A 25023-nucleotide genomic window follows, 5' to 3' on the forward strand; every position below is an offset into this window, starting at 1 on the left:
ATGATTGAACTGTAGAAAAAGAAAAAGCCCGCCTAAACAGGCGGGCTTTCTTTCCCTTTCGGGTATAAACGCCGGAGCGATTATTTCTTAGCCAGACGCTCTTTAATACGAGCTGCCTTACCAGAACGCTCACGCAGGTAGTACAGTTTGGCACGACGTACTGCACCGCGGCGCTTAACAGTAATGCTGTCAACAACTGGTGAGTGAGTTTGGAATACACGCTCAACGCCTTCACCGCTAGAGATCTTACGAACGGTAAATGCTGAATGTAGACCACGGTTACGCTTAGCGATTACAACGCCTTCGTAAGCCTGCAGACGCTCACGCTGTCCTTCTTTAACTTTAACTTGAACGACAACAGTGTCACCTACGTTGAACGCAGGAACGTCTTGTTTAAGTTGCTCATCTTCGAGCGCTTTGATGATGTTACTCATTTTCTATACCCTAGAATAAACTGATACTAAATATCTTTAGGTACTTGTCTGTGTTCGTTAATGAACTCAGCAAGCAGTGATTCCTGTTCGTCAGTCAGAGCTAGGTTTTCCAGGAGCTCTGGTCTTCTGAGCCAGGTACGGCCCAGCGATTCTTTCAATCGCCAGCGGCGAATATCCTTATGATTTCCGGATTTCAGTACCAAAGGTACTTCCAATCCGTCCAACACTTCAGGACGTGTGTAGTGAGGGCAATCCAGCAAACCATTTGCAAAAGAATCTTCTTCCGCTGACGCAAAGTCTCCGAGGACACCCGGTACAAACCGGGCAACCGCATCAACCAACGTCATGGCTGGCAACTCACCGCCACTGAGCACAAAATCCCCGATAGACCATTCTTCATCGACTTCGGTTTGTATAATGCGCTCATCTACCCCTTCGTAGCGTCCACAGATAAGAATCAACTTCTCGTTCTGCGCCAGCTCCTCAACACCTGCTTGGTCAAGCTTTCGGCCTTGAGGTGAAAGGTAAATCACTTTCGCCTTGCCATCAGCGGCTTTCTTGGCAGTGTGAATGGCATCGCGCAAAGGCTGAACCATCATCAACATGCCTGGGCCTCCACCATATGGGCGGTCATCAACCGTCCGGTGTTTGTCGTGGGTAAAATCGCGGGGATTCCACGTTTCTACCTCGAGCAGGCCTTTTTTAACCGCCTGGCCAGTTACCCCAAATTCAGTAACAGCACGGAACATTTCTGGAAAAAGGCTGATTATACCAACCCACATTTTTCCACTCCCATTGCTTTAAATGTTACTGGGGGAATTAAAATCCAGGATCCCAGTCAACTTCGATCCGTTGAGCAGAGCGATCAATCAACTTGATGACTTGCTCATCGAGGAACGGTATTAAACGTTCCTTCTGGCCAAAAGCATCTTTCGGGTTCGCTTGAATGACCAATACATCGTTAGAGCCAGTTTCCAGAATATCCGTGACTTTACCCAGGTTGTACCCTTTGGTTGTCACCACTTCCATTCCGTACAGTTCGCGCCAGTAGAATTCTTCATCTGACAGCGAAGGCAATACTTCTGCATTGATAGCGATTTCAGCATTTGTCAGTGCCTGAGCGTCTTCACGCTGATCCAGACCTTTCAACTTGCCTACATAACCCTGACCATGGCGTTTCCAGTCTTCAAGACTGAATTCCTGCCATTCGCCACGCACTTTGATAAACCAAGGTGTGTAGCTAAAGATGTTTTCAGCGTTTTCAGTGTAAGAAAAAACTTTGAGCCAGCCACGGATGCCATAAGAAGCACCTAGCTTGCCTACTACAACCTTTTCTTGCTCACTCATTTCTTTTTCTTTCAACCCTGACACTAATCAATTACGCAGCTTTAGCAGCGTCTTTGATCAGCTTAGCTACGCGGTCAGAAACAGCTGCACCTTCGCCAACCCAGTGGTTAACGCGGTCCAGGTCCAGACGCAGCTTCTCTTCTTGACCCTGTGCAACTGGGTTGAAGAAACCTACTTTCTCGATGAAGCGACCGTCGCGAGCTTGGCGGCTGTCTGCAACAACGATTTGATAGAATGGACGCTTTTTAGCGCCGTGACGTGCCAAACGAATGGTTACCATATCGTCCTCTTTGCATTACTAAATTAAATTGGCCCCGTGCTAATACGGGGCCTCGTGCCAAAATAAAGCTCCGGAATTTTACGCTTTCTGTGATCGAATGCAACTGCTTTAGCTAAAAAAGCATCAACAGTAACTGGACTTCAATCACTTAGCGATTCCGTCGCTCTATCGAATCCCAGCCAGCGTCTTTCATCTGACCGGAGAATAGGTTTTATAGCGGTTTAGCGTGGGAACATACCACCGCCACCACCCATGCCGCCCATCATGCCTTTCATATTGCGCATCATGTTCTTCATGCCGCCCTTCTGCATCTTCTTCATCATCTTCTGCATCTGGGTAAACTGCTTGAGTAGACGGTTAACGTCCTGTACCTGAGTACCTGAACCAGCGGCGATACGTTTTTTACGTGAGCCTTTAATCAAGTCTGGACGTGCACGCTCTTTCGGCGTCATGGAGTTGATGATGGCTTCCATCTGAACGAAAATTTTATCGTCCACTTGGTTTTTCACATCATCAGACAGGTTTGACATGCCCGGCAGTTTGTCGAGCATCCCCATCATACCGCCCATGTTCTTCATCTGTTGAAGCTGGTCGCGGAAGTCCTGAAGGTCGAAACCTTTCTTCTCTTTAAACTTCTTCGCCAGTTGCTCGGCTTTGTCTTTGTCGACATTGCGCTCGAGATCTTCAATCAGTGACAGCACATCACCCATACCAAGGATACGGCTGGCAACACGGTCAGGGTGGAAAGGTTCCAGTGCGTCAGTCTTCTCACCTACACCCAGGAACTTGATTGGTTTACCCGTGATATGACGAACAGACAGCGCCGCACCACCACGTGCATCACCGTCTACTTTTGTCAGTACCACACCGGTTAGCGGCAGCGCATCGTTGAAGGCTTTAGCTGTATTCGCCGCATCCTGACCTGTCATGGCATCGACCACAAACAGAGTTTCAACAGGATTGATTGCCGCGTGGACGTCTTTAATCTCGTCCATCATCTCTTCGTCGACGTGCAGACGACCTGCAGTATCGACGATAACTACGTCATAGAATTTCAGTTTGCCGTGCGCCAATGCTTCACTGGCAATATCAACTGGCTTTTGGTCCGGCGTTGATGGGAAGAAATCAATGCCCACATCGCCTGCCAGTGTTTCCAGCTGTTTGATCGCCGCAGGGCGATAAACGTCAGCAGAGACCACCAGCACTTTCTTCTTGTGGCGCTCTTTGAGCATTTTACCCAGCTTACCGACACTGGTAGTTTTACCTGCACCTTGCAGGCCCGCCATCAGTACCACAGCCGGTGGCTGCGCTGCCAAATCCAACTCAGAGTTGGATTCACCCATCACTGCTTCAAGTTCAGATTGAACAATCTTGATGAATTCCTGACCTGGGGTCAGACTTTTCGACACTTCCAGTCCAACTGCGCTTTCTTTTACTTTCTTCACGAAGTCGCGAACCACTGGCAATGCAACATCCGCTTCCAGCAGTGCCATGCGTACTTCACGCAGCGTGTCTTTAATATTGTCTTCTGTCAGTCGACCGCGACCGCTGATGTTTTTCAGCGTACGGGATAGACGATCCGTTAGGTTTTCAAACATGTCCTACTCGCTTATCTACGCGATGGCACCACGTGACCCGAAATCCTGTCAGGTGGCGATAAACACAAAATTGGCGCGATTATATCTCATTATTGCTGATGCTTACATGCTGCCTTTAACGATAGTTTTAAAGTGGCTTGCAGGCACTTTTCCTAAAATTTGTCGCGGGTAATCTCAAAGATCGGTCCGTGTTGATAGCGACTCTCAGTTGCGCAAGGTATACTGTTCCCTTCCTTTTTGACGCGATGTTGTTGAAAGACACATGGATATCTTTTTAGCACTCACCGCCGCTTTGCTTTATTTTGCGGCGCTTTTGCAAATTATTCCCGGCCTATCCGGCCCGAATCAGATCCCGGCTCGTTCGGTGTTTCTGAGCGCGTGTGGTGCCTTGGTGCTGCATGCTTACCTGCTTTCTGATCTCATCCTGTCAGGCGGTGGGCAAAACCTCAGCATTCTCAATGTCGCGTCCCTCATCAGCTTTATCATTGCCGCGATTACCACTGGGCTCATGTTCAGGATGCGGATTTGGGTGCTACTGCCTGTGGTTTATAGTTTCTCTGCGATTAACCTGACCGCAGCCACATTGCTTCCCGGTGCGTTTATCACCCACCTAGAAGCACACCCAGAAGTTCTGGTGCACATTTCCCTCGCCCTTTTCTCTTACTCCACACTGATGATTGCCACTTTATATGCCATTCAACTGGCATGGCTCGACCATCAGTTGAAACACAAGAAAAAGCTGGTGATGAATCCCAATCTGCCTCCACTCATGGCTGTAGAACGACAGCTTTTCAACATCATTCTGATTGGTGAAGTGTTACTGACGTTGACGCTGCTGACCGGTCTTGTGTTTGTGCAGGACATGATTGCTCAGGGCAAAGCACACAAAGCTGTGCTGTCCGCAATGGCATGGGTTGTCTACGGCGTGCTGCTGTGGGGACATTATCAATCAGGATGGCGTGGACGCCGTGTTATCTGGATCAGCATCGTGGGAGCATTCCTCCTAACTCTCGCCTATTTTGGCAGCCGTTTTGTCCGCGAAGTGATTATCGCAGGTTAACGGTCTCTCAATTCAGACGCTCCTTTTTATAGGCTTTCTTTACCCTAACGGGGCGTTTGTGTATAAAGTTTGCGCAGCAATGTTTGACATGGACGCAAATTCTTGCCCTTAATTAGGGTTGAACCAAACAAGAAGGAACTTGCAATTTGGACGACATATCGACGGGAACGCTAGCGACCGTTTTGGTATTGCTCATCTTTATTTCTGCGTATTTTTCCGGCTCCGAAACCGGCATGATGGCATTAAATCGATACCGGCTTCGACACCTATCCAAGCAAGGGCATAAAGGTGCCAAGCGTGTAGAAAAGCTGCTTGAGCGCCCAGACAGGCTGATTGGCCTGATCCTCATCGGAAATAATCTGGTTAACATTCTCGCTTCTGCCATCGCAACCATTCTGGGCATGCGCCTGTTTGGCGATCTCGGCGTCGCGATTGCAACCGGCGGCCTCACCCTTGTTATCCTCGTGTTTGCAGAGGTGACACCCAAAACCCTCGCAGCGCTCTATCCAGAACGCGTTTCCTACACCAGTAGCCTTTTACTCAATGTTTTGATGAAAGCGCTTTATCCGCTGGTTTGGGTGGTCAATGGCATTACCAATGGCTTCCTACGACTGATGGGACTCACCACCACTCATGACGGTAAAGATCATTTAAGCTCAGAAGAGCTTCGTACCGTGGTAAACGAGGCGGGCGGGCTCATCCCTCGCCGTCACCAGAATATGCTGCTATCAATTCTTGAGCTCGAAGAAATCACCGTGGATGACATCATGGTGCCGCGCAACGAAATCACCGGCATCAATGTCAATGATGACTGGAAAGCCATCATGCGACAGCTCACCCATGCGCCGCATGGCCGTATGGTGCTCTATCGCGACAATATTGATGAAGTCGTTGGCATGCTTCGTGTACGTGAAGCCTACCGGATGATGGTAGAAAACGAGTTCAACAAAGAAAACCTGTTACGCGCCGCGGATGAGGTCTACTACATTCCGGAAGGCACACCGTTGAACGTTCAAATGCTGAAATTCCAGCGCAACAAGCAACGCATCGGTATGATTGTCGACGAATACGGCGACATCATCGGCCTGGTCACTCTGGAAGATATTCTGGAAGAGATAGTCGGCGAGTTCACTACTTCACTGTCACCAAGTCTGGCAGAGGAAATTACCGCTTTACCAGACGGCAGTTTCATGATTGATGGCACCGCGAATATCCGCGACCTCAACAAAAGCCTGAACTGGGATTTGCCGACTGATGGGCCTCGCACTCTCAACGGCCTCATTCTTGAGCACTTGGAAGATATCCCAAGTAGCCAGCTCAGTATTGAGGTGGAAGGCCATCAGATGGAAATTGTTGAAGTCGCTGAGAATATGATTAAGCAGGTTAAGATCTTACCTGTACCTAAAAGCGCCAAGACATAACTTACGTAGGTTTATATTGTTACTAAAAAAACAGCCAGTAAATTGCTGGCTGTTTTTTTAATATCTCACCCAGTTCAATCCTTCTATCTACCTCCGCTCCAATTAATCTCACTTTTAATACAAACGACCAAGTTATCAGCTAGTTTTAAAGAGGTGCTCTATCGGTTTTGTGCACCGACTTTCTTTGAATCATTTGTTTGTGCTTGCTGAGGAAGGAAAGCAATCATGTTTAACGGGAAACTGAAAAAACAACTGGAAGAACTGGAATTAAGTGCTTCACACAACCAAGCCATTTTGGATGCCATCAACAACAGTGTTGCGACAATTCACTTCACACCTGAAGGTGTCGTCAAACACGCAAACAACATATTCCTCGGTGCTGTAGGTTTTACGCTTGAGCAATTGACAGGAAAGCATCACAGAGAGTTATGCGACCCTGAGTACGGTCAAAGCATTGAATATCAGAAATTCTGGGAGAGACTGCGTGGTGGTGAAGTCATCAGTGGGACAGTTCCTCGGCTAAATTCAAAAGGAGAGAGGCTATGGCTTGAAGCCACTTACTTCCCCATTAAAGAAAACGGTGCCGTGGTTGAGGTGATGAAAATCGCTGCAGACATTACCAAAGAAAAGATCAAGCTAGATGATCAGGCAGCGGTTTTTGACGCACTAAACAAGTCTATGGCAGTGATTGAGTTTCACCCTGACGGCACTATTATCAAGGCCAATGCTAACTTTCTCGGTGCTGTAGGCTACTCACTCGAACAGATTCAGGGCAAACACCATCGTATGTTCTGTCCCGATCAATTCTATCAGGATAACCCTAATTTCTGGGCCGATCTTGCTAATGGTGATTTCAAAGGGGGTCAGTTCGAGCGAAAAGACTCCATGGGTAATGTCCTCTGGCTCCGAGCGACTTATAACCCTGTCTTTGATGACAAAGGCAATGTTATCCGTGTTGTGAAGTTCGCCAGCAACATTACCGAGAAAGTGATACAAGAGCATGCTATTCGCGATGCTGCGGGTATCGCTTACTCGACCTCAGTGAAAACAGCTGAGATTGCCACCCGGGGTGCAGGTGTCCTGGAGTCAACGGTTGCGACATCACAGTCTATTTCCGATCAGGTGCTGGAAACCTCTAACGCCATTACCCAACTCAATGAGCAATCGAAGAGCATTGAAGCCATCCTATCCACCATCAGCGACATCGCTGACCAAACCAATCTACTGGCACTAAATGCGGCGATTGAGGCAGCGCGAGCCGGTGATCAAGGGCGTGGCTTCGCTGTGGTTGCAGATGAAGTTCGACAGCTAGCAGCCAGAACCAGTCAATCGACCGCTGAAATTACCGATGTGGTGAAGAAGAACCGCGACCTGACATCTGATGCCACCCGTAAGATGTCCAGCGTGTCTGAAGCAGCAGAAAAAGGAACCCAGCAGATTTCTGAAGCCTCTTCTGTGATGGAAGAAATACGTTCCGGGGCAGAAAACGTCGCTCAGACGGTATCTGGTCTAAACGTCGGAACCTGAAAAAAAGCTCAATAAAAAACGCTCCCTCGGGAGCGTTTTTTATTCGCGTTATAAGGCCTTAACGAATTCGCTTACCAGTAGCGGTATCAAACAACACCAGCTTTTCAGGATTAAAGCCAAGGTGCGCCATGTCCCCTGCACTCAGCGTAATATTGGCTGGCATACGCGCCACCACTTCCTTACCGCCCAATGAGGTGATGACATAAGTGTCTGCGCCCGTTGGTTCTGTCACATCGACTTTGCAGTGTAAGGTACCTTCGCCATCGGCTTGTTCGGTAATGTCTTCCGGTCTCACGCCAAGACTCACGGTCTTCCCGACATAAGCAGCTAAGTCTGCAAACCCAACATCAAACGCGATCGATTGATTCACACCATCGAACCCTTCCAGTTCCAACACGGTGCGGTTGGTATCCGCTTCCAACACCTTGGCCTCGACCAGATTCATCGAAGGGCTTCCCATAAAGGTTGCCACAAAGGTATTGGCCGGGTTGTCGTAGACTTCTGCCGGAGATCCGAGTTGCTGCAGCTCGCCATCTTTCATGACCGCAATCTTGGTTGCGAGTGTCATCGCTTCAATCTGGTCGTGTGTCACATATACAATCGTTGCATTCAAACGCTGGTGAAGACGTTTGATTTCGGTACGCATATCTACTCGAAGCTTTGCATCCAGGTTCGATAAAGGTTCGTCAAACAGGAAGATTTTCGGGTCACGTACTAACGCTCTTCCCATCGCCACACGTTGGCGTTGGCCACCAGAAAGCTGACCCGGTTTACGGCTAAGCAGGTGTTCAATCTGCAGCATGGAAGAGACTTCATTTATCTTGCGGTCACGCTCCGGTTTTGGAACGTTACGCATTTCAAGTCCAAACGAGATGTTCTGACCGACGGTCATATTCGGGTACAAAGCGTAAGACTGGAATACCATCGCGATATCACGGTCCGCCGGATGCAGGTCGTTAATCACCACATCACCAATGGATACATCCCCATCACTGATGCTGTCGAGACCTGCAATCATGTTAAGCAAAGTCGACTTACCACAGCCTGACGGACCCACCAGCACCAGAAAATCACCATCATCGATAGCAATGTCGATGCCCTTCAATACCTCAACATGACCAAAACGTTTTTTTACATTATTCAGCGTCAAAGAAGCCATTCACATTATCCTTTTACTGAGCCAGCCATCAAACCGCGTACGAAATAGCGACCGGCCAGGACATAAACCAAAAGGGTGGGCAGCGCGGCAATCATGGCGCCAGCCATGTGCACGTTGTATTCCTTTACACCCGTGGAAGAGTTCACCAGGTTGTTTAGCGCTACAGTGATCGGCGCAGTATCGCCAGATGCAAATGATGCTCCGAACAGAAAGTCGTTCCAAATATTGGTGAACTGCCAGATGATGGTTACCACAATGATTGGGCCAGAGCTTGGCAGCAGAATACGGAAGAACATTCGGAAGAAGCCTGCACCATCAATCATAGCGGCACGTATCAACTCACTAGGAAACGCTTCGTAATAATTGCGGAAAAACAGCGTGGTGAAACCCAAACCATAGATCACATGCACCATCACCAGTCCTGGTGTAGTATTCGCTATCCCCAAGGTGCCCAGTACCTGACTCATTGGAACCAACACCACCTGGAAGGGAATGAAACAGCCAAACAGCATCAATCCGAACACCCATTTGTGACCGGGAAAACGCCATTTAGTCAGTACATAGCCATTTAGCGCACCCAGAATGGTTGAGAGCAGAACACCCGGCACAGTGATAGCAATAGAGTTGCCGAAGTAACCACTGATCCCTTCGCAGGTAAGGCCAATACACGCAGTTCCCCACGCAGCTTTCCAGGGTTCAACTGTCCACACCTCCGGTAGCGCCAGCATGTTCCCTTGACGGATTTCATCCAGCTCTTTAAAGGATGTCACCATCATTACAAACAAGGGAAGCAGGTACATACAGGCAAAAACAATAAGCGTGGTGTAAATCAGCACACGCCAGAATTTAGCGCCTTGAAACGGTGATTTGTTATCAATGCTGTCCATGCTTCGGCTCCTTCAACTCGCTGTAGAGATAAGGGATGATGATCGCTGCAATGGTCATCAGCATGATGATGGCACTCGCTGAACCTACAGCCATCTGGTTTCGTGAGAATGTGTACGAGTACATAAAGGTGGCAGGCAATGCGGTGGCATTTCCTGGGCCACCGCCAGTCAGCGCGATAACCAGGTCATAGCTCTTGATCGCCATGTGCGCGAGTACAATAAAGGCGCTCAAGAATACTGGGCGGAGCTGAGGAATAATAATGCGGCGATACATTTGGAAAGACGATGCCCCATCAAGCTGAGCGGCTTTTAGCATTTCACTGTCGATACCACGAAGCCCTGCGAGGAACATAGCCATCACGAAGCCCGAGGTTTGCCAAACACCTGCGATGACAACGGTGTATATCGCCATGTCCGGGTTAATCAGCCAATCAAAGCTGAAACTCTCCCACCCCAGTTCATGCATGGTTTTTTCCAGCCCAAGACCTGGGTTTAGGAACCACTTCCAGGCAGTACCTGTCACGATAAAACTCAGTGCCATAGGGTAGAGAAAAATAGGACGTAATCCGCCTTCAATGCGAATTTTCTGATCGAGTAAAATCGCCAGCAACAGTCCCAAAGCACAGCAAATCACAATGTAGAGAATGCCGAAGATGGCGAGGTTTTCGAGCGCCACCTGCCAGTTAAGACTGTTCCAGAGTTTTTCATAAGGCCGAACCCCATCGAGGTTATAGTTCGGCAGCATCCGCGAACGGCTGAACGAGATATAGGTTGTCCAGGCGATAAAGCCATAAACAAAAAAGAGGATCAGCGCGAACGAGGGAGCAATAACAATTTTAGGCAACAGTTGCTGCCAGAACTGGCGTGAACTGTATTTTCCTTGTGAAGCCATGGTTGATCCTTCAAACAACGAGAAACGACTATCCGCAGAATAAAAAGGGGAAGGTGGTTAGCCCTTCCCCTTTTCCATTGGATTATTGAGCATCCTGAACAGCAGCAACCAGTGCTTTCGTCGCTTGCTTGGAGTCCATTCCGCCATTGAAGTGATTAGTCACCACGTCATAGACCGCGTTTTTCACTGCTGCTGGCGCTGCATGGCCATGGGCCATACTACCGACAAGCGTGTTGTTTTTGTTGGCTTCTGCCAGATCCGCCATTCCTTTTTTACCACACGCATCAAACGCTTCATTGGACACATCAGTACGTGCAGGCACTGACCCTTTCACCACGTTAAATGCAGACTGGAATTCCGGAGACATAATGGCTTTTGCCATCGCTTTCTGCGCATCCGAGTCGCCCACATCGAACATCACAAATTGGTCGGAGTTGAAGGTCACCATGCCTTGCGTGCCTGGCATACGGAAGCAGAGGAAATCTTCATTTGGCTTCTTACCGGCTTTCAGGAATTCACCTTTCGCCCAGTCACCCATGATTTGCATGCCTGCTTTGTCTTCAATCACCATAGCTGATGCCAGGTTCCAGTCGCGACCCGGGAAGTTCTTATCCACATAGCCACGTAGCTGTGACATACGGTCAAAGACTTTGACCATAGTGTCTGAACCCAGTGCTTTCGGATCTAAATCTACCATCGCTTTACGGTAGAAATCGATACCGCCCGTCGTCAGTACGACACCATCAAAGATGGTCGCATCCTGCCAAGCCTGACCACCATGAGCCAATGGGATATAGCCAGCGGCTTTCAGCTTATCCAGCGTATCAATCAGCTCGTCCCAGTTGGTCGGCTGTTTTGCGCCCACTTTATCCAGTAATTTTTTGTTGGCCCAAATCCAGTTGGTCGAGTGAACGTTGACCGGTGCAGATACCCACTTGCCGTCGTATTTGGCGAAGTTTTGCAGCGCATTAGGAACAACAGTGTTCCAGCCTTCTGCTGCAGCCACCCCATTCAGGTTGGCAACAACGTCTTCCGCAGCCCAATCCTGAATATCAAAACCCAGCATTTGTACCGCCGTAGGAGGATTACCCGAGGTGACGCGAGCTCGCAGAACCGTCATTGCGTTACCACCGCCGCCACCGGCAACTGGCATGTCCTGCCAGCCGACGCCCTGGCTCGCCAGATCATCCTTAAGCACATTCAGCGCTGCGGCTTCACCGCCCGACGTCCACCAGTGCAGCACTTCTACATCTTCAGCCTGTGTTGAGGTCGCCGTTCCTAATGCGACAGCAGCTGATAGCATTGACATTACCAGTTGATTTTTCATGTTTACCTCGTTTGTTTCGTGACATGACCGTTAGGTCCGTGTACCCAAACAACTTGCGGCTATTACCTACACAAAGCTTGTTAAAACAAGCTTTTGGGTGCCTGCGTAGATAGTCGCTGAACCAACTCAACACCGACTAATATTTTATTAGGTGTCTGTTGTTGAGCCAGTAAGCGTTGCAGCAAGTAACATGCTTCCCGCGCAATATCTTCTCCCTTAACCCTCACTGTCGAGAGGCTGGGGTGTATCAAACGAGAATCTTCCAAATCATCAAATCCAATTACAGAGATATCTTCACCCGGTTGTTTTCCGGCTTCTCGTAAAGCGGTATAAACGCCGTAAGCCACGACGTCGGTGAAGCAAACAATGGCCGTCACTTCTGGGGCCAATGACAATAGCTGAGCAGTTGCGTTGTGCCCGCCAGTTCGGCTACTTGGACTTTGTTGGATGTAATCGACTGGCACATCTAGGCCTGCCTCACTCATGGCGTCCATGAAGCCTTGTCTGCGAAGTTTCAGATCAAAAAATGCTTCCAAGCCACCGACAAAAGCGATGTGTTTGTGCCCTAACTCTATTAAAGAGCGCGTCGCCAGATAGGTACCTAAGCGGTTTTCTGCCATCACCGCTGGTGACAGTGAGTTCTCGACTTCACGCATAATTGAGATGATAGGAAGACCAGTGGCAACAATGTCATCGATCCAACGATTGTCTGTTCCGGGGGCCGGCGTGATAATAATGCCAGCCACATTGTGACCGCGAAGCGCATGAACAAATTGATTCTGACGTTCCAGACTTTCGTTCACGTCCATAATCACAGGGATAAAACCCAGCTCATCAAGGTAAGGCTCCAGCCCTTTAATTATTTGGCTGAAATAGGGACTTGTAAGATTGTTAGAGAGGATGGCTACAATTTTAGAACGCCCGCCACGCAGGCTAGCAGCCCCGCCGTTATAGACGTAGCCTAGGGTTCTGCAGGCCTCATTGACCCGCTTTTTTTTCTCATCACTGACTGACTCACTGCCATTGAGTACCAATGAAACTGTAGATTTTGAGACACCAGCAGCTTTAGCCACATCAATCATCGTGACACGTTTTTGAGGAAAACCCTTTCCATCTTTAGCTTTCATAGCCACCACATCCAAAAAGCACGACATCGAGATAATTTATTCATCACCCACAAAAATGCTTTTGGAACCTTCCATGTGAAATTCTTGTGAAAAAATAGAACAAAAACGCGCCAATTAAAAGTATTTATACGATAAACATCACGAATTTGTTAAAATTAAATTAATCATTTACATGTTAGATCGGATAGATCACGAAATTTCATTGGCACGTGACAAAACCCCAAATGGCTATAATCCTGATTCCTGTGTGTTGAGTATCATCAAGCAACTCTGATATGCCCGACACTCTGCCTTATCAGTCAATGATAGTCCGTCTGGTGATGGTCAGCGACGACGTTAATCTATGCAGCATAAAGATGGGTATTTGAGTCTTTCTATGGAAAATTCACTTAGTCAAACTCACGCGTTTAAACACGAAGTTAAACTCAAAGCGCCTGATTACGAATATCGATTCGAGCAGGCAACGCCAATTCGAAGTGGGTTTTGGACAACCTGAATAGAGGTTCTACGATTTATAAATTTGGGTGACTATAGACCAGCTAAACGCGAAAAAGCGCCTGGTCCGGCGCTTTTGGTTAACTGAAACAGGCCTTTCTGTGAAACCAGCTAGAATGGCCACCAGCTTCTACTGTCTTCAAGCTCTTCGCGACAACTTCTCAACTGGCCGCCGTATGTCTGAGCCTGGCGCTCAACTTTTCTCGCTACCTGCATCACTTTAGGCTTGGACTTATAGGTACCGCGCTTAAAGCCGCCTCGTCCCTCGTGATAAGCCAGATACTGGTTGTAAGCGTCCCACTTGGAAATACCGAGTTGCTTTTGAGTCTCACTGGTGTACCAACCGATAAACTGCATCGCATCACCAAAATCAGTACGGGATCCGCCATTTCGAGTGGCTTTCTGGTAATCAGACCAAGCCGGATCCTGAGCCTGTGCATACCCGTATGCACTGCTGACACGTCCCCACGGGATCACCCAGAGCACATAGTCTCGGGGAGGTAACGCATCATGAACGTAGGAACTTTCCTGTTTCACAAACGCCATTGCGATATGGATTGGCGTTCCCCATTCATCTTCCATGTCGACCGCATCTTCGTACCAATCATCATACTGGCGGAAAATGCTGCAAATATTATCGGGATTTTTAGGCGGAGGAGCCGCACAGCCACTCAATACCAGTGCGCTGAGAACAAGCAGCCATTTGGGAGAAATGCGCATGGGTGTCCTTTCTGTCTATCGCGTTTTTCTATCTATCGCGTTGTTGGTACATATACCCAAACGACCTGAAGATGCAGGATTCAGCGAGATTGACTGGCGTTGTGATCGCGGCGTTCCTTTGTAGGTGTAGTCACCTCCATCAAAAAGGAACAACAAAGAGCACGGCGTCAGTCAACTCGCCCGAAGGGAGGGCCTCAATGCGCCCACTTCTTCGTTAAATTCCACGGAAATAGAATGACTATTCCTCGTAAAATTCGCCTCGAATTGAACGCATTGATGACCTCTGAATGCGAGCATCTTCAGGTTGTTTGGGTATAAAAAAAACAGGCTGGGAATACCAGCCTGTTTATTGCTAAAGCAGTATCACATCAGAGTGATACACTATCACCAAAATACTCGGCCAGATACTGCTCAAAACTGATACCGTCGCCTTGCTCCACATCTTGCTGACGTTTCAGGCTGGCTTCGCTTTCTGCTTCAAACTGTTGCTTAGAGAAAGTTTCGTAGTCACCTTGGGCAAACAAGGCCTGATTGTCTTTAGCAATACCAAGACCCACTTTACCGATGCTTTCATTATCGAGTACATCTTTCAGCAGTTTCGCTGATAGGGTTTTATCCGGGTTGTCGAACCAGCCTGACAGCTCGTTGCAAACAGACTGGTACTTATCGCCGCCGTAAGCTTTATCCATCACAATTGCCAGCTCAGCCAGATCAGCAAAGACACGGCGTCCCCACTCGGCTTGCGTCAGTTGTTCGCCATCGCAGCCAATTTGCAGCGCCAGACCCGGTTTACGTCCTTCCAACACCACTTTGTTCCAGTTCTCGCGCCAGCATTGCAGCTCACAATCTGTCATTGGTGCTGACTCAGACAGCGCACACCAAGTGATGAACAAGTCAAGAAAGTAAACCTGATAGTCATCAATGCCGACAGGGCTGAACGGGTTCACATCCAGCGAGCGAACTTCGATGTATTCAACACCGCCGCGTTCCAACGCTTCAGACGGTTTTTCACCACTTTTCGCCACTCGCTTTGGACGAATCGGTGCGTACAGTTCGTTTTCAATCTGAAGGACGTTGCTGTTGAGCTGGCGATAACCGTTTTCGTCTTTCACGCCAATCTTGGCAAAGTCAGCAGACGGCGTACCAATTGCCGCGCGAACACCTTGCAGGTATTGCTCTAGACTATCAAAACCAATCTTCAGGCTGCTTTGTGCATTATTGGTGTAGCCCAAATCGCTCAGACGAAGTGAGGTTGCGTATGGCAGATAACAGGTGCCATTTCCCACCTCTTTAAAATCCAGTTTCGACTCAGTTTTGTTGATGAAAGATCCACATAGCGCTGGTGAAGCACCAAACAGATAAGGGATCATCCAACCAAAGCGGTAGTAGTTTCGGATCAAACCAAAATACGCTTCTGAGACGGATTCCTGTCTTGCGTACGGTGTCTGATCGCCAAACAACTGCTGCCAGAAACTGCTTGGGAACGAGAAATTGAAATGCACGCCGGAGATAATTTGCATCACGCTGCCATAGCGGTACTTCAACCCCTGACGGTACAGGGTCTTCATTCGACCTACGTTTGACGAACCGTACTGTGCCAAGGTGATGTCGTCTTCGTTCGCGACATAACAAGGCATCGACATTGGCCACAAAGATTCTTCGCCCAGTGTGCGATAGGTGAATCGATGAATGTCCTGCAGTTGAGAGATCATTTCAGGCACGGAATAGGTCACCGGCGTGATGAATTCCAGCAATTGCTCGGCGAAGTCAGTGGTAATCCATTGATGAGTCAGGGCAGAGCCTAACGCTTTTGGATGGGCGTCGGAGGACAGCGTGCCTTGGGGTGTGATGCGCAATGCTTCGCGTTCAACACCTCGGCCTATGCCTTTAAGCGCTTCCGGATTTGCGGAGAACGCTTCCAACCTTTGGGAGAAACTAGTCAAGGCTGCACTCGTTTATTGTCATAAAGCAGTAAGATGGCTAAGCATAATCACTCTTGGTGGCAAAAGCCATCTCACTGTATTTACTCTTGGCTTCCCTGCCGAGGTTTAGGGGTTAATTCTCAACCACTAAACGCTTTACGGGCAGTCCCAGTGTGGAAAGTGCAGGTTCAAGTGTCGCCGCATCTCCCACAATAATCACCTGATACGCGTCAGGTTCGAACCATTTTGCCGCTAGTGCATTGAGGGTTTCTTTTGAAACCGTCTCAATAATCGCTTTCTGCTGCGCTTTGTAATCTGACGGCAACTGGTGGCGCATCATGTTGGCAATAAGACCGGCTTTATCGCCAGGCGTTTCATAACTCAACGCATCTTTTTGGCCTACGGCGAGTCGCAGGAACTTCAACTCATCGTCAGTGATGCCACTCACCGCCATCTCGTTGAGTTCATTTTGCATTTCACGGACGGTATCCACCGTACTGTCTGCGCGCACTTGCGCCTGAAATACGACACGGCCTGTGTCCTGATTGCCCACTACATAGCCGCCGGCTCCATAAGTGTAGCCTTTGTCCTCACGAAGATTCAGGTTAAGTCGCGAGTTGAAATTTCCAGCCAGGTTGAAGTTTGCCAGTTGGGTTTTGAACATCTCACCAGTCGCGTCATAAGGCATGGCATGACGCACCATTTGCACCACGCTTTGCGGCGCACTGGGTTTATCCACCAGCCAGATTTGCGGCTCGGCATATTGCTTGCGTTCTGCCGGTGCTGGCGCAGTGGCCTTCTGGCCTTTCCAACGGCTCAACCCATTGATCTTTGATAGCAAGGTTTGCTTATCAATGTCTCCGACCGCAATCAGGCGAGCGTTGTTGGGCGTGTAATTATCTGCATAGAACTGTTTCACATCATCAAGCGTCAGGTCATTCAAGGTTTCCTTGGTACCTTCTGACGGCAAAGCGTGCCAGGGGTCACTGTAGAGCACTTCACGTCTGGCCTGCCCAGCCTGCCATTGCGGCGTTTGGTGACTAAAATGAATACCTTCCAGTGCCTGCTTCTTTAAGCGATCGAAATCTGCTTTATCGAAGCGCGGATTAAACAGCATGTCCCCTGCAAGCGTCAGAGTTTCACGCAGGTTTTTGGTCAATGAGGAAACACTGATTGTGGTGCCACGTGATGACGCGCTGATACTGATGCTTGAGCCAAGGCGATCTAACTCAGCAGCAATATCTTCACTGCTTCGATGGGTCGTGCCTTCAGATATCAAATCTGCCGTCAGAGACGCCAATCCATTTTTGCCCTTTGGCTCCATCAAACTTCCGGCAGGAAGCACCAGATGCACAGTCACTGTCGGCGTTTCGTTTGATTCAGCGCCAGAGATCTCAATCCCATTGCCCAGCTTGGCGTGATAAAGCTCAGGCACTTTCACCGATACTGAACCGTTAGGACTCGGTGGTACGCTGCGATCAAACGTTTCCGGGGTGTAACGCATCACCTGCTTTTCTGACGCACCGGATGATGTCGCCCTAGTTGCGGTGTAGTTTTGCTCTGCCGCTTGCAAGCGTTTTTGACCTCTAGGCACCACAGACACATTCACCGAAGGCTGTTGCCACACAAAGCGGTTAAAGGCATTTTCCACGTCTTGGGTGGTCACGCCATTCAGCTCATCAAGCCAGCTTGCCAGCCTGTCTGGGTCACCATAGAAGGTTTCATTCGACGCAAGCTGGGAAACCTTACCCTGCACACTTTGCAGGCCAAAAACGGCACCTGCTTCCGCGCTGCCTTTCACCTGTTCCAGATCGTCTTCTTTAATGCCGCGCACTTTCAGTGAATCCAGCACCTTCATGACATCACCGCGAAGCTCGCTAAGATCCTGACCACGGTTACCTAACACGTAGAGCTGGAAATTACAGGAAAGCTCGGCACAATCCTGATAGGCACTGGCACTGAGCGCTTTCCCCGGTTTCACCAAATCTTGATACAGCAGGCTGTTTCGCCCTTGTCCTAGCACCGAGCCCAACATATCGATCGCCACGCGGGAATCCGCACCCGGGTATTCGGTTGGCCAGCTCATCACCAGCATTGGCTGCTGAATATTGTCTTCAAGCGTCACAAAACGGTCAGCGTCAATAGTCACAGGCCATTTGTCCGCCGTTTTCACTTCCGGTCCACGTTGAATATCACCAAAGTATTTGTTCACCCACTTCAGTGTCTGCTCAACGTCGATATCACCACCAATGGTTAGCGTGGCATTGTTCGGTCCATACCAACGCAAGAAGAAGGCTTTCAAATCGTCAACATCAACGCCGTTCAAATCTTCCACATAGCCAATCGTCGGCCAGCTGTAAGGGTGAGTTGGCGGATAAAGCGCCGAGGCCAGGGTTTCATGGACCAAGCCATATGGGCGGTTTTCAAAGTTTTGTGCCCGTTCGTTTTTCACCGTGTCACGCTGGATTTCAAACTTACGCTGGGAGACCGCCTCTAACAGAAAACCCATTCTGTCCGATTCCAGCCACAGCATTTTTTCCAGCTCATTGGCGGGCACAGTTTGATAGTAGTTGGTGCGGTCACGGTTAGTGGTGCCATTGACGCTACCACCAGATTCAGTGACAAACTTGAAATGCTGCTGATCACCGACATGCTTCGAACCCTGGAACATCATGTGCTCGAAGAAATGCGCAAAACCAGATTTACCCGGTTCTTCACGCGCGGAGCCGACATGATATGTCACGTCCACATGCACCAGAGGATCAGAGTCATCCGGATGCAAGACCACTGTCAGGCCGTTGTTCAGCTGGTATTTTTGATACGGAATCGACGGGGTGTTCTCGCCAGCTTTCTCTTGTTCGATAAACGTGATGCCTTCAGGCAGCGAAGGCTGGGAAGTGGCCTGATACACACCACACCCCGACAGCCCTAATACAGCGGCAGTGAGGATAAAATAACGCACTAACTATCCTTTCTATGATCGTTAAAAAAGAAGGCCTCGGGTGACCAGAGCCAGAATGAGATAACGCAGCGCTTTGCCGATCGCTATCAAGATCCAGCACCAACGTTGTTTGAGTCTCAGCCATCCGGCAGCAAGACAAAGGGGGTCACCAATGATGGGAAGCCAGCTTAGCAGCAAGGTCCAGTAACCATAACGTTGCAGCCAGCTAATGGCTCTTTGACCGTGTTTTTGGTTAAGGGTTCGCGCGGGAATAAAACGGCCTATCCAATAGTTGGTCATGCCACCAAGGGTATTACCCAAAGTCGCCACCATGACCAGTATGGCGATACCGTAATCGCTCTGTTTAAGAAGGTAAATCAGGTTGGCTTCTGAACCACCGGGAAGCAAGGTTGCGCTGAGAAAACCGGTCGAAAACAAGACCCACAGCGCAGAGTCACCACTAATCCAATCCAACGTCTGTCACCCGTACATCTATGACATCCATCCCTGCTGCGGCCGCAGCGTCAATGCCAAATATCGCGTCTTCAAACACCAGACACCTTTCCGGTGACACTTTCATCAGTTGCGCACAGTGCAAAAAGGTATCCGGCGCAGGTTTGTGGGCGGAGACCTGATCCGCCCCCACTACATAATCAAACAAATGGAGAAGCCCTGATTTCTCCAGCATTCTCGCTGCGATGTCAGTCAAGGTTCCTGTTCCCACTGCCATCGGCTTTTTGCCTGCATAGTATTTGGCCACTTCAACAAACGGCAGTTGCTCAAGATGATCTTCCATCAGGTATTTGAAAGACTGCGTTTTGTGATCAGCCAATGTTTGGGGCTCAATCGCCAGCCCCAACTCTTTCACCAAAGTTTGAGCCGTCAAAATCGTCGGACTGCCACCACGGGAGTGATACCAACTTTCATCAACCTCAAACCCAAAGTCAGAGGCCGTTTGCTGCCAGGCAGCAAAGTGCGCAGGCATGGAATCGAGCAGCGTGCCATCGAGGTCGAAAATCAGCGCTTCGTATTTGTCATAGCGACTCATTATTGCGGGATCTCCAAAAGAATTTTTCCACGGGTTCTGCCGCTTTGAATTTCGACATGCGCCTGAACGCCGTCTTCAAGCGGATAAATTTTACTGATTTCGATAGTAAGCGATTTGTCCGAAACCGCATTCAGCAGCGCATCAAGTTGGGTCACATTCGGCTGTACCAGCATACCCTGAGCAATGACACCACGTTTCTCTGCCGCTTCGATAATGCGCGGAGCCGTGATAGTTGGCACAGTGACCACACGACCACCAGTTTTCACCGAAGCCAGTGCCGCTTCGCCAACATCACCACCCATCAGGTCAATCAGAACATCAATGTCCTGAACCTGCTGTTCAAGTGGTGCTTTGCCATAATCCAGAGCGATAGCCCCCAACGAAGAAACAAACTCTGCATTTTTGCCTGAGCAACTGGCAAAGACATCTGCGCCCTTGGCTTTCGCCAACTGGATGGCAATATGGCCAACGCCACCTGCGCCTGCCAAGATCAGTACTTTGTCGTCTTTGGTCGTATTGAACAACTCAAGCGCCTGCAATGCTGTCAGACCTGCAACGGGAAGCGTTGAGGCTTGCTCCAGAGATACCTCCTCCGGCACAAAAGAAAGCGCATTACAAGGGGCGCAAAGATACTGGCCATAGCCCCCACCTTCGACAATACGGCCCACGACGCGATCACCAGCCTTAAACTGTCCGCTATCATGCACGACCACACCTGCTGCATCAAAGCCAGGCGTCCACGGCAAGCTGTCTTTGATTTTCTCTGCACCCCAGCCGAGACCCCCACGGGTTTTAGCATCGATGGGGTTAACGCCAGCGAACGCGACTTTCACCAGTACCTGACCTTCAGATGGTGTTGGGATATCGGTTTGTTGCAGCTTGAGGGTATCTGGTTCACCGAAAGCAGTGATGGCAAGTTGGAGGTTCTGTGGCATGGTTTCGTCCTTTTTCTGCACCAGCGTTTTTTCCAGTGTTAATAAAAAAGGCGGAAGACTCAATGCCTTCCGCCTTATTATTTTGTGAACGTATTTTAAAGGGTTAGCCAACCAGTGCCAGCAGAACACCTGCTGCAACCGCTGAGCCCAATACGCCTGCGACGTTTGGCCCCATTGCGTGCATCAACAGAAAGTTATGCGGGTTGGAATCAAGACCCACCTTGTTAACCACACGTGCCGCCATAGGTACAGCCGAAACACCTGCCGCACCAATCAGTGGGTTGATGTTGTCTTTGCTGTATTTGTTCAAAAGCTTAGCCATCAATACGCCAGCCGCAGTACCAATACTGAACGCGACCGCACCCAGAACCAGAATACCCAGCGTTTCAAACTTCAGGAACGATTCTGCCTGAAGCTTAGAACCCACAGCCAGACCCAGGAAGATGGTCACGATGTTGATCAGCTCGTTTTGTGCCGTGTTTGACAGGCGGTCAACCACGCCACATTCACGCATCAGATTACCCAGACAGAACATACCAACCAGCGGTGTCGCAGAAGGCAAGAACAGAATCGCCATCATCAGTACCGCCAATGGGAAGATGATTTTCTCTGTCTTCGACACGTGACGCAGTTGCTGCATCTCGATCTTACGCTCTTCTTCGTTGGTCAGTAGCTTCATGATTGGCGGCTGGATGATTGGAACCAGCGCCATGTAGCTGTATGCCGCAACCGCAATCGCACCCAGCAAGTCTGGAGACAAGCGACTGGCAAGGAAGATGGCTGTCGGGCCATCAGCACCACCGATAATGGCGATAGATGCCGCATCTGCCAGCGAGAAGTCCATGCCAGGAATCAGGTTCAGCAAGATGGCACCAAACAAGGTGGCAAAGATACCAAACTGCGCAGCCGCGCCCAGCCAAAGGGTACGAGGGTTAGCAATCAATGCACCAAAGTCTGTCATCGCGCCCACGCCCATGAAGATCAGCAGCGGGAAGATACCGGACTCGATGCCAACATAGTAGACGTAGTAAAGCACTCCGCCTGGCTCGGTAAAACCAGCATTCGGGATGTTCGCCAATACCGCACCAAAACCGATTGGTAGCAGCAGTAAGGGCTCAAAGCCCTTGCGAATGGCAAGAAACAAAAGAATACAACCGACAGTTATCATCACCAGTTGGCCAAATTCAAAATTGGCCAAACCGGTTTCACTCCAGAGGATTAACAAACCTTCCATGATTTTCCTCTTACGCCAGGCTCAGTAGCGGTGAACCAACGGTAACAGAATCACCTTCTTTCACCATCACATCTTGCACGATACCGGCCCGGGTCGCGCGAACTTCGGTTTCCATCTTCATCGCTTCAAGGATAAGCAATACATCGCCTTCCTGAACCTGATGACCTTGTTTGGCAACCACTTTGAAAATGTTACCCGCCAGAGGAGCGGCAACCGCTTCAGATGCACCTGCTGTTGGGGCAGGAGCTGCAGTTGGCGCTGCACCAGAAGGCGTGACAGATGTCAGCTCGCCTTGTGGACCAACGAGCACATCGTAAACCTGACCGTTGACCTGAACACTGTAAGCTTCAGTGCCACCCGCAGAAGCAGGTGCTGCTGGAGCCGCTGCGACTTCAGGCTCAGTACCTGGCACTGGCTCAAAGGCATCCGGATTGCCACGGTTTTTCAGGAATTTCAGACCAACCTGCGGGAACAGAGAGTAAGTCAGAACGTCATCAACCTGTGCTTCTGCCAGTAAGATACCTTCCTCTTTCGACTTAGCAATCAGCTCATCAGTCAGAATGTGAAGCTCTGGTTCAATGAGATCAGCAGGACGACAAGTGATGGCTTCACCACCATCAAGAACACGCGCCTGAAGTTCTTTGTTTACTTCTGCAGGTGCTGCGCCGTATTCGCCTTTCAGCACGCCAGCTGTTTCTTTGGTGATGCTCTTATAGCGTTCACCCGTCAGTACGTTGATGACCGCCTGAGTACCAACGATTTGAGACGTTGGTGTCACCAGTGGGATATAACCCAAGTCTTCACGAACGCGAGGGATCTCTTCCAGTACTTCATCCAAACGATCGGCTGCGCCCTGCTCTTTAAGCTGGCCTTCCATGTTAGTCAGCATGCCACCCGGAACCTGAGCAATCAGGATTCGGGAATCAACGCCTTTCAGCTGACCTTCAAACTTGGCGTACTTCTTACGTACTTCGCGGAAGTAAGCCGCAATTGGCTCAATTTTCTCGAGTTGCAGCCCAGTGTCACGCTCGGTGCCTTCCAGCATAGCTACAACGGTTTCGGTTGGGGTATGGCCGTAGGTTTGGCTCATCGAAGAAATGGCCGTGTCCAGCACATCAAGGCCCGCTTCCACCGCTTTAACGGCAGTAGCAGTAGAAAGACCAGTCGTAGCGTGACAGTGCAGCGCAAGAGGGATATCACAAGAAGCTTTGATGCGCTTAATCAGCTCTTCTGCCTCATAAGGCTTGAGCAGGCCAGACATGTCTTTAATACACAGAGAATGACAGCCCAAATCCTCAAGACGCTTCGCCAAATCAGTCCAGGTATCCAGAGTGTGGTAAGGGCTGGTAGTGTAAGAAAGGGTACCTTGGGCGTGTGCACCAACGTTCACGGCAGATTTCACCGCTTTCTCAAAGTTACGTACATCGTTCATCGCATCAAAGATACGGAATACGTCCATACCGTTAGCGTGGGCACGCTCTACGAATTTCTCTACCACGTCATCTGCATAATGGCGGTAACCAAGAAGGTTCTGGCCACGTAATAGCATTTGCATCGGGGTTTTTGGCATCGCTTTTTTCAGCTCACGCAAACGAACCCATGGGTCTTCACCCAAGAAACGGATACAGGCGTCAAACGTTGCGCCGCCCCAGGTTTCCAATGACCAGTAACCGACATCATCTAACGCAGATGCAATCGGTAACATATCATCAAGACGCATACGGGTCGCGAACAGCGATTGGTGCGCATCACGTAAGACAACGTCTGTAATAGCGAGTGGCTTAGACATACGACAAAACTCCTTGTAATTGTATGTTTCGCATCAGCTAACGCTGGCGATTACGGTATTTATGTACTGCCGCAGAAATCGCAGCAATAGTTTCCCCTGACACTTGACCATTATTGTTATTTGATGGAGTGGTCGTGGTGGTTGCCTGAGGCGGCAGCTCTTCGGGGACCAAGCGGGACATCAACTTGACCAGACCGACCAAGATGGTAAGAAAGATAAAAACTACCACCATGCCTGTTAGCATGAGCGTGGCAGCGTGCTGGAGAGTACTACCCAAATCCATATGTTTGCTTCCTTGCAGGTTACCGAATTCCGTTCACCGGAAATTCGGCACGACTTTTTCTCAACAAACACGATTTACATTTTGTTGAGAATTTACTCACTCAGTTAAGTTGTCGGTCAAAATACTAACAAAACGCAATAATGACAATCCTGTAATACCTATCATTTGCTTCATTTTCGGCCTCTGACGCAATAAATACGCGCAATTGTTACTACATTGTTAACGGGTAACATGCAAAATCTGATGCATTTTGTTGCAGAAAAATCGTCAGGTAAAAACCCGTTTTTTCAGCGGATTAAGCGGGTATTTCTTAGCTGATATGCGCAGGACATTGAAAAGGCTATAAAAGTGTAAAAAGGGCGATTGTAGCTAAAAGTCAGCTTTTTGAGACTATGAGAGATTAGTCGGAAATTTAGAATATAAATGCAGTGTAAAATGGCGCGACCGGGAGGATTCGAACCTCCGACCGCCTGGTTCGTAGCCAGGTACTCTATCCAGCTGAGCTACGAGCGCGCAGTAAACACTTCATGCATCATCCGGATGCCAGCGCTTCGTCGGAAACGGAGCTTCGTCCTTGGAAAGGCAATTGCCTTGGGG

General features: G+C 49.4%; 22 protein-coding genes and 1 tRNA gene. 3 read left to right on the top strand and 20 right to left on the bottom strand.

From position 1 onward, the window contains the following. Positions 1-80: 80 nt before the first annotated feature. The 5 genes from rplS to ffh all read right to left on the bottom strand — a co-directional run bounded on the left by rplS (position 81) and on the right by ffh (position 3659). On the bottom strand, positions 81-434 hold the full coding sequence (gene rplS, locus GMA8713_RS03125; protein WP_002540060.1) for a 50S ribosomal protein L19: 354 nt from the start codon (positions 432-434) through the stop codon (positions 81-83). Between the two features lie 26 nt (positions 435-460). Next, positions 461-1216 (bottom strand): tRNA (guanosine(37)-N1)-methyltransferase TrmD, encoded by a 756-nt coding sequence (gene trmD / locus GMA8713_RS03130; RefSeq protein WP_062705643.1) that lies wholly within the window; start codon positions 1214-1216, stop codon positions 461-463. 37 nt (positions 1217-1253) lie between these two features. Continuing rightward, the gene (gene rimM / locus GMA8713_RS03135) at positions 1254-1781 is read right to left on the bottom strand and encodes a ribosome maturation factor RimM (RefSeq protein WP_062705645.1); all 528 of its coding nucleotides are present in this window, start codon (positions 1779-1781) and stop codon (positions 1254-1256) included. Between the two features lie 31 nt (positions 1782-1812). After that, positions 1813-2061, bottom strand: coding sequence for a 30S ribosomal protein S16 (rpsP, locus tag GMA8713_RS03140; RefSeq protein ID WP_002540065.1), 249 nt, complete (start codon positions 2059-2061; stop codon positions 1813-1815). 221 nt (positions 2062-2282) lie between these two features. Then, the gene (gene ffh, locus GMA8713_RS03145) at positions 2283-3659 is read right to left on the bottom strand and encodes a signal recognition particle protein (RefSeq protein ID WP_002540066.1); all 1377 of its coding nucleotides are present in this window, start codon (positions 3657-3659) and stop codon (positions 2283-2285) included. 262 nt (positions 3660-3921) lie between these two features. Between ffh and GMA8713_RS03150 the strand changes: the two genes are divergently transcribed. From GMA8713_RS03150 to GMA8713_RS28405, 3 genes are all read left to right on the top strand, one after another. Next, complete coding sequence (locus GMA8713_RS03150; RefSeq protein ID WP_062705647.1) at positions 3922-4719, top strand: cytochrome C assembly family protein; 798 nt, start codon at positions 3922-3924, stop codon at positions 4717-4719. 146 nt (positions 4720-4865) lie between these two features. Beyond that, entirely contained in the window at positions 4866-6140 is a 1275-nt protein-coding gene (locus GMA8713_RS03155) for an HlyC/CorC family transporter (protein WP_062705649.1), read from the top strand. A 225-nt stretch (positions 6141-6365) separates the two neighbouring features. Continuing rightward, positions 6366-7667: a methyl-accepting chemotaxis protein gene (locus GMA8713_RS28405; RefSeq protein WP_062705650.1), complete on the top strand. Its 1302-nt coding sequence runs from the start codon at positions 6366-6368 to the stop codon at positions 7665-7667. Positions 7668-7725: 58 nt separating this feature from the next. Here GMA8713_RS28405 and GMA8713_RS03165 read toward each other — a convergent pair whose 3' ends face one another. The 15 genes from GMA8713_RS03165 to GMA8713_RS03235 all read right to left on the bottom strand — a co-directional run bounded on the left by GMA8713_RS03165 (position 7726) and on the right by GMA8713_RS03235 (position 24939). Continuing rightward, entirely contained in the window at positions 7726-8826 is a 1101-nt protein-coding gene (locus GMA8713_RS03165; RefSeq protein WP_062705652.1) for an ABC transporter ATP-binding protein, read from the bottom strand. 5 nt (positions 8827-8831) lie between these two features. Beyond that, on the bottom strand, positions 8832-9713 hold the full coding sequence (locus GMA8713_RS03170; protein ID WP_062705654.1) for a carbohydrate ABC transporter permease: 882 nt from the start codon (positions 9711-9713) through the stop codon (positions 8832-8834). Then, positions 9700-10605 carry a carbohydrate ABC transporter permease gene (locus tag GMA8713_RS03175; protein ID WP_062705656.1) on the bottom strand — a complete coding sequence of 302 codons (906 nt, stop codon included), beginning with the start codon at positions 10603-10605 and terminating at the stop codon, positions 9700-9702. The genes GMA8713_RS03170 and GMA8713_RS03175 overlap by 14 nt, the downstream gene beginning before the upstream one ends. A gap of 82 nt (positions 10606-10687) precedes the next feature. Further along, positions 10688-11932, bottom strand: coding sequence for an ABC transporter substrate-binding protein (locus tag GMA8713_RS03180; protein WP_062705658.1), 1245 nt, complete (start codon positions 11930-11932; stop codon positions 10688-10690). Positions 11933-12012: 80 nt separating this feature from the next. Next, positions 12013-13059: a LacI family DNA-binding transcriptional regulator gene (locus GMA8713_RS03185; protein ID WP_198159444.1), complete on the bottom strand. Its 1047-nt coding sequence runs from the start codon at positions 13057-13059 to the stop codon at positions 12013-12015. 606 nt (positions 13060-13665) lie between these two features. Then, the gene (locus GMA8713_RS03190; protein WP_062705660.1) at positions 13666-14274 is read right to left on the bottom strand and encodes a transglycosylase SLT domain-containing protein; all 609 of its coding nucleotides are present in this window, start codon (positions 14272-14274) and stop codon (positions 13666-13668) included. A 368-nt stretch (positions 14275-14642) separates the two neighbouring features. Next, on the bottom strand, positions 14643-16217 hold the full coding sequence (gene gshA / locus GMA8713_RS03195) for a glutamate--cysteine ligase (protein WP_084387642.1): 1575 nt from the start codon (positions 16215-16217) through the stop codon (positions 14643-14645). 112 nt (positions 16218-16329) lie between these two features. Continuing rightward, positions 16330-19158 carry a M16 family metallopeptidase gene (locus tag GMA8713_RS03200; RefSeq protein ID WP_062705663.1) on the bottom strand — a complete coding sequence of 943 codons (2829 nt, stop codon included), beginning with the start codon at positions 19156-19158 and terminating at the stop codon, positions 16330-16332. Positions 19159-19179: 21 nt separating this feature from the next. Next, complete coding sequence (locus GMA8713_RS03205) at positions 19180-19611, bottom strand: YqaA family protein (RefSeq protein ID WP_046303721.1); 432 nt, start codon at positions 19609-19611, stop codon at positions 19180-19182. Continuing rightward, a complete protein-coding gene (yqaB, locus tag GMA8713_RS03210; protein WP_062705664.1) occupies positions 19598-20185 on the bottom strand; it encodes a fructose-1-phosphate/6-phosphogluconate phosphatase in 588 nt (195 codons plus the stop codon). Before yqaB ends, GMA8713_RS03205 begins: the two co-directional genes overlap by 14 nt. After that, positions 20185-21120: an NADP-dependent oxidoreductase gene (locus GMA8713_RS03215; RefSeq protein WP_062705894.1), complete on the bottom strand. Its 936-nt coding sequence runs from the start codon at positions 21118-21120 to the stop codon at positions 20185-20187. The genes yqaB and GMA8713_RS03215 overlap by 1 nt, the downstream gene beginning before the upstream one ends. 103 nt (positions 21121-21223) lie before the next feature. After that, complete coding sequence (locus tag GMA8713_RS03220; protein WP_062705665.1) at positions 21224-22354, bottom strand: sodium ion-translocating decarboxylase subunit beta; 1131 nt, start codon at positions 22352-22354, stop codon at positions 21224-21226. A 10-nt stretch (positions 22355-22364) separates the two neighbouring features. Next, positions 22365-24143, bottom strand: coding sequence for a sodium-extruding oxaloacetate decarboxylase subunit alpha (oadA, locus tag GMA8713_RS03225; protein WP_062705666.1), 1779 nt, complete (start codon positions 24141-24143; stop codon positions 22365-22367). A 37-nt stretch (positions 24144-24180) separates the two neighbouring features. Next, positions 24181-24426: an oxaloacetate decarboxylase subunit gamma gene (locus GMA8713_RS03230; RefSeq protein ID WP_062705668.1), complete on the bottom strand. Its 246-nt coding sequence runs from the start codon at positions 24424-24426 to the stop codon at positions 24181-24183. A gap of 436 nt (positions 24427-24862) precedes the next feature. Then, positions 24863-24939, bottom strand: a tRNA-Arg gene (locus GMA8713_RS03235). Positions 24940-25023: the final 84 nt, after the last annotated feature.

This window comes from Grimontia marina, assembly GCF_900060185.1.
Taxonomy (GTDB): Bacteria; Pseudomonadota; Gammaproteobacteria; order Enterobacterales; family Vibrionaceae; genus Enterovibrio; species Enterovibrio marinus.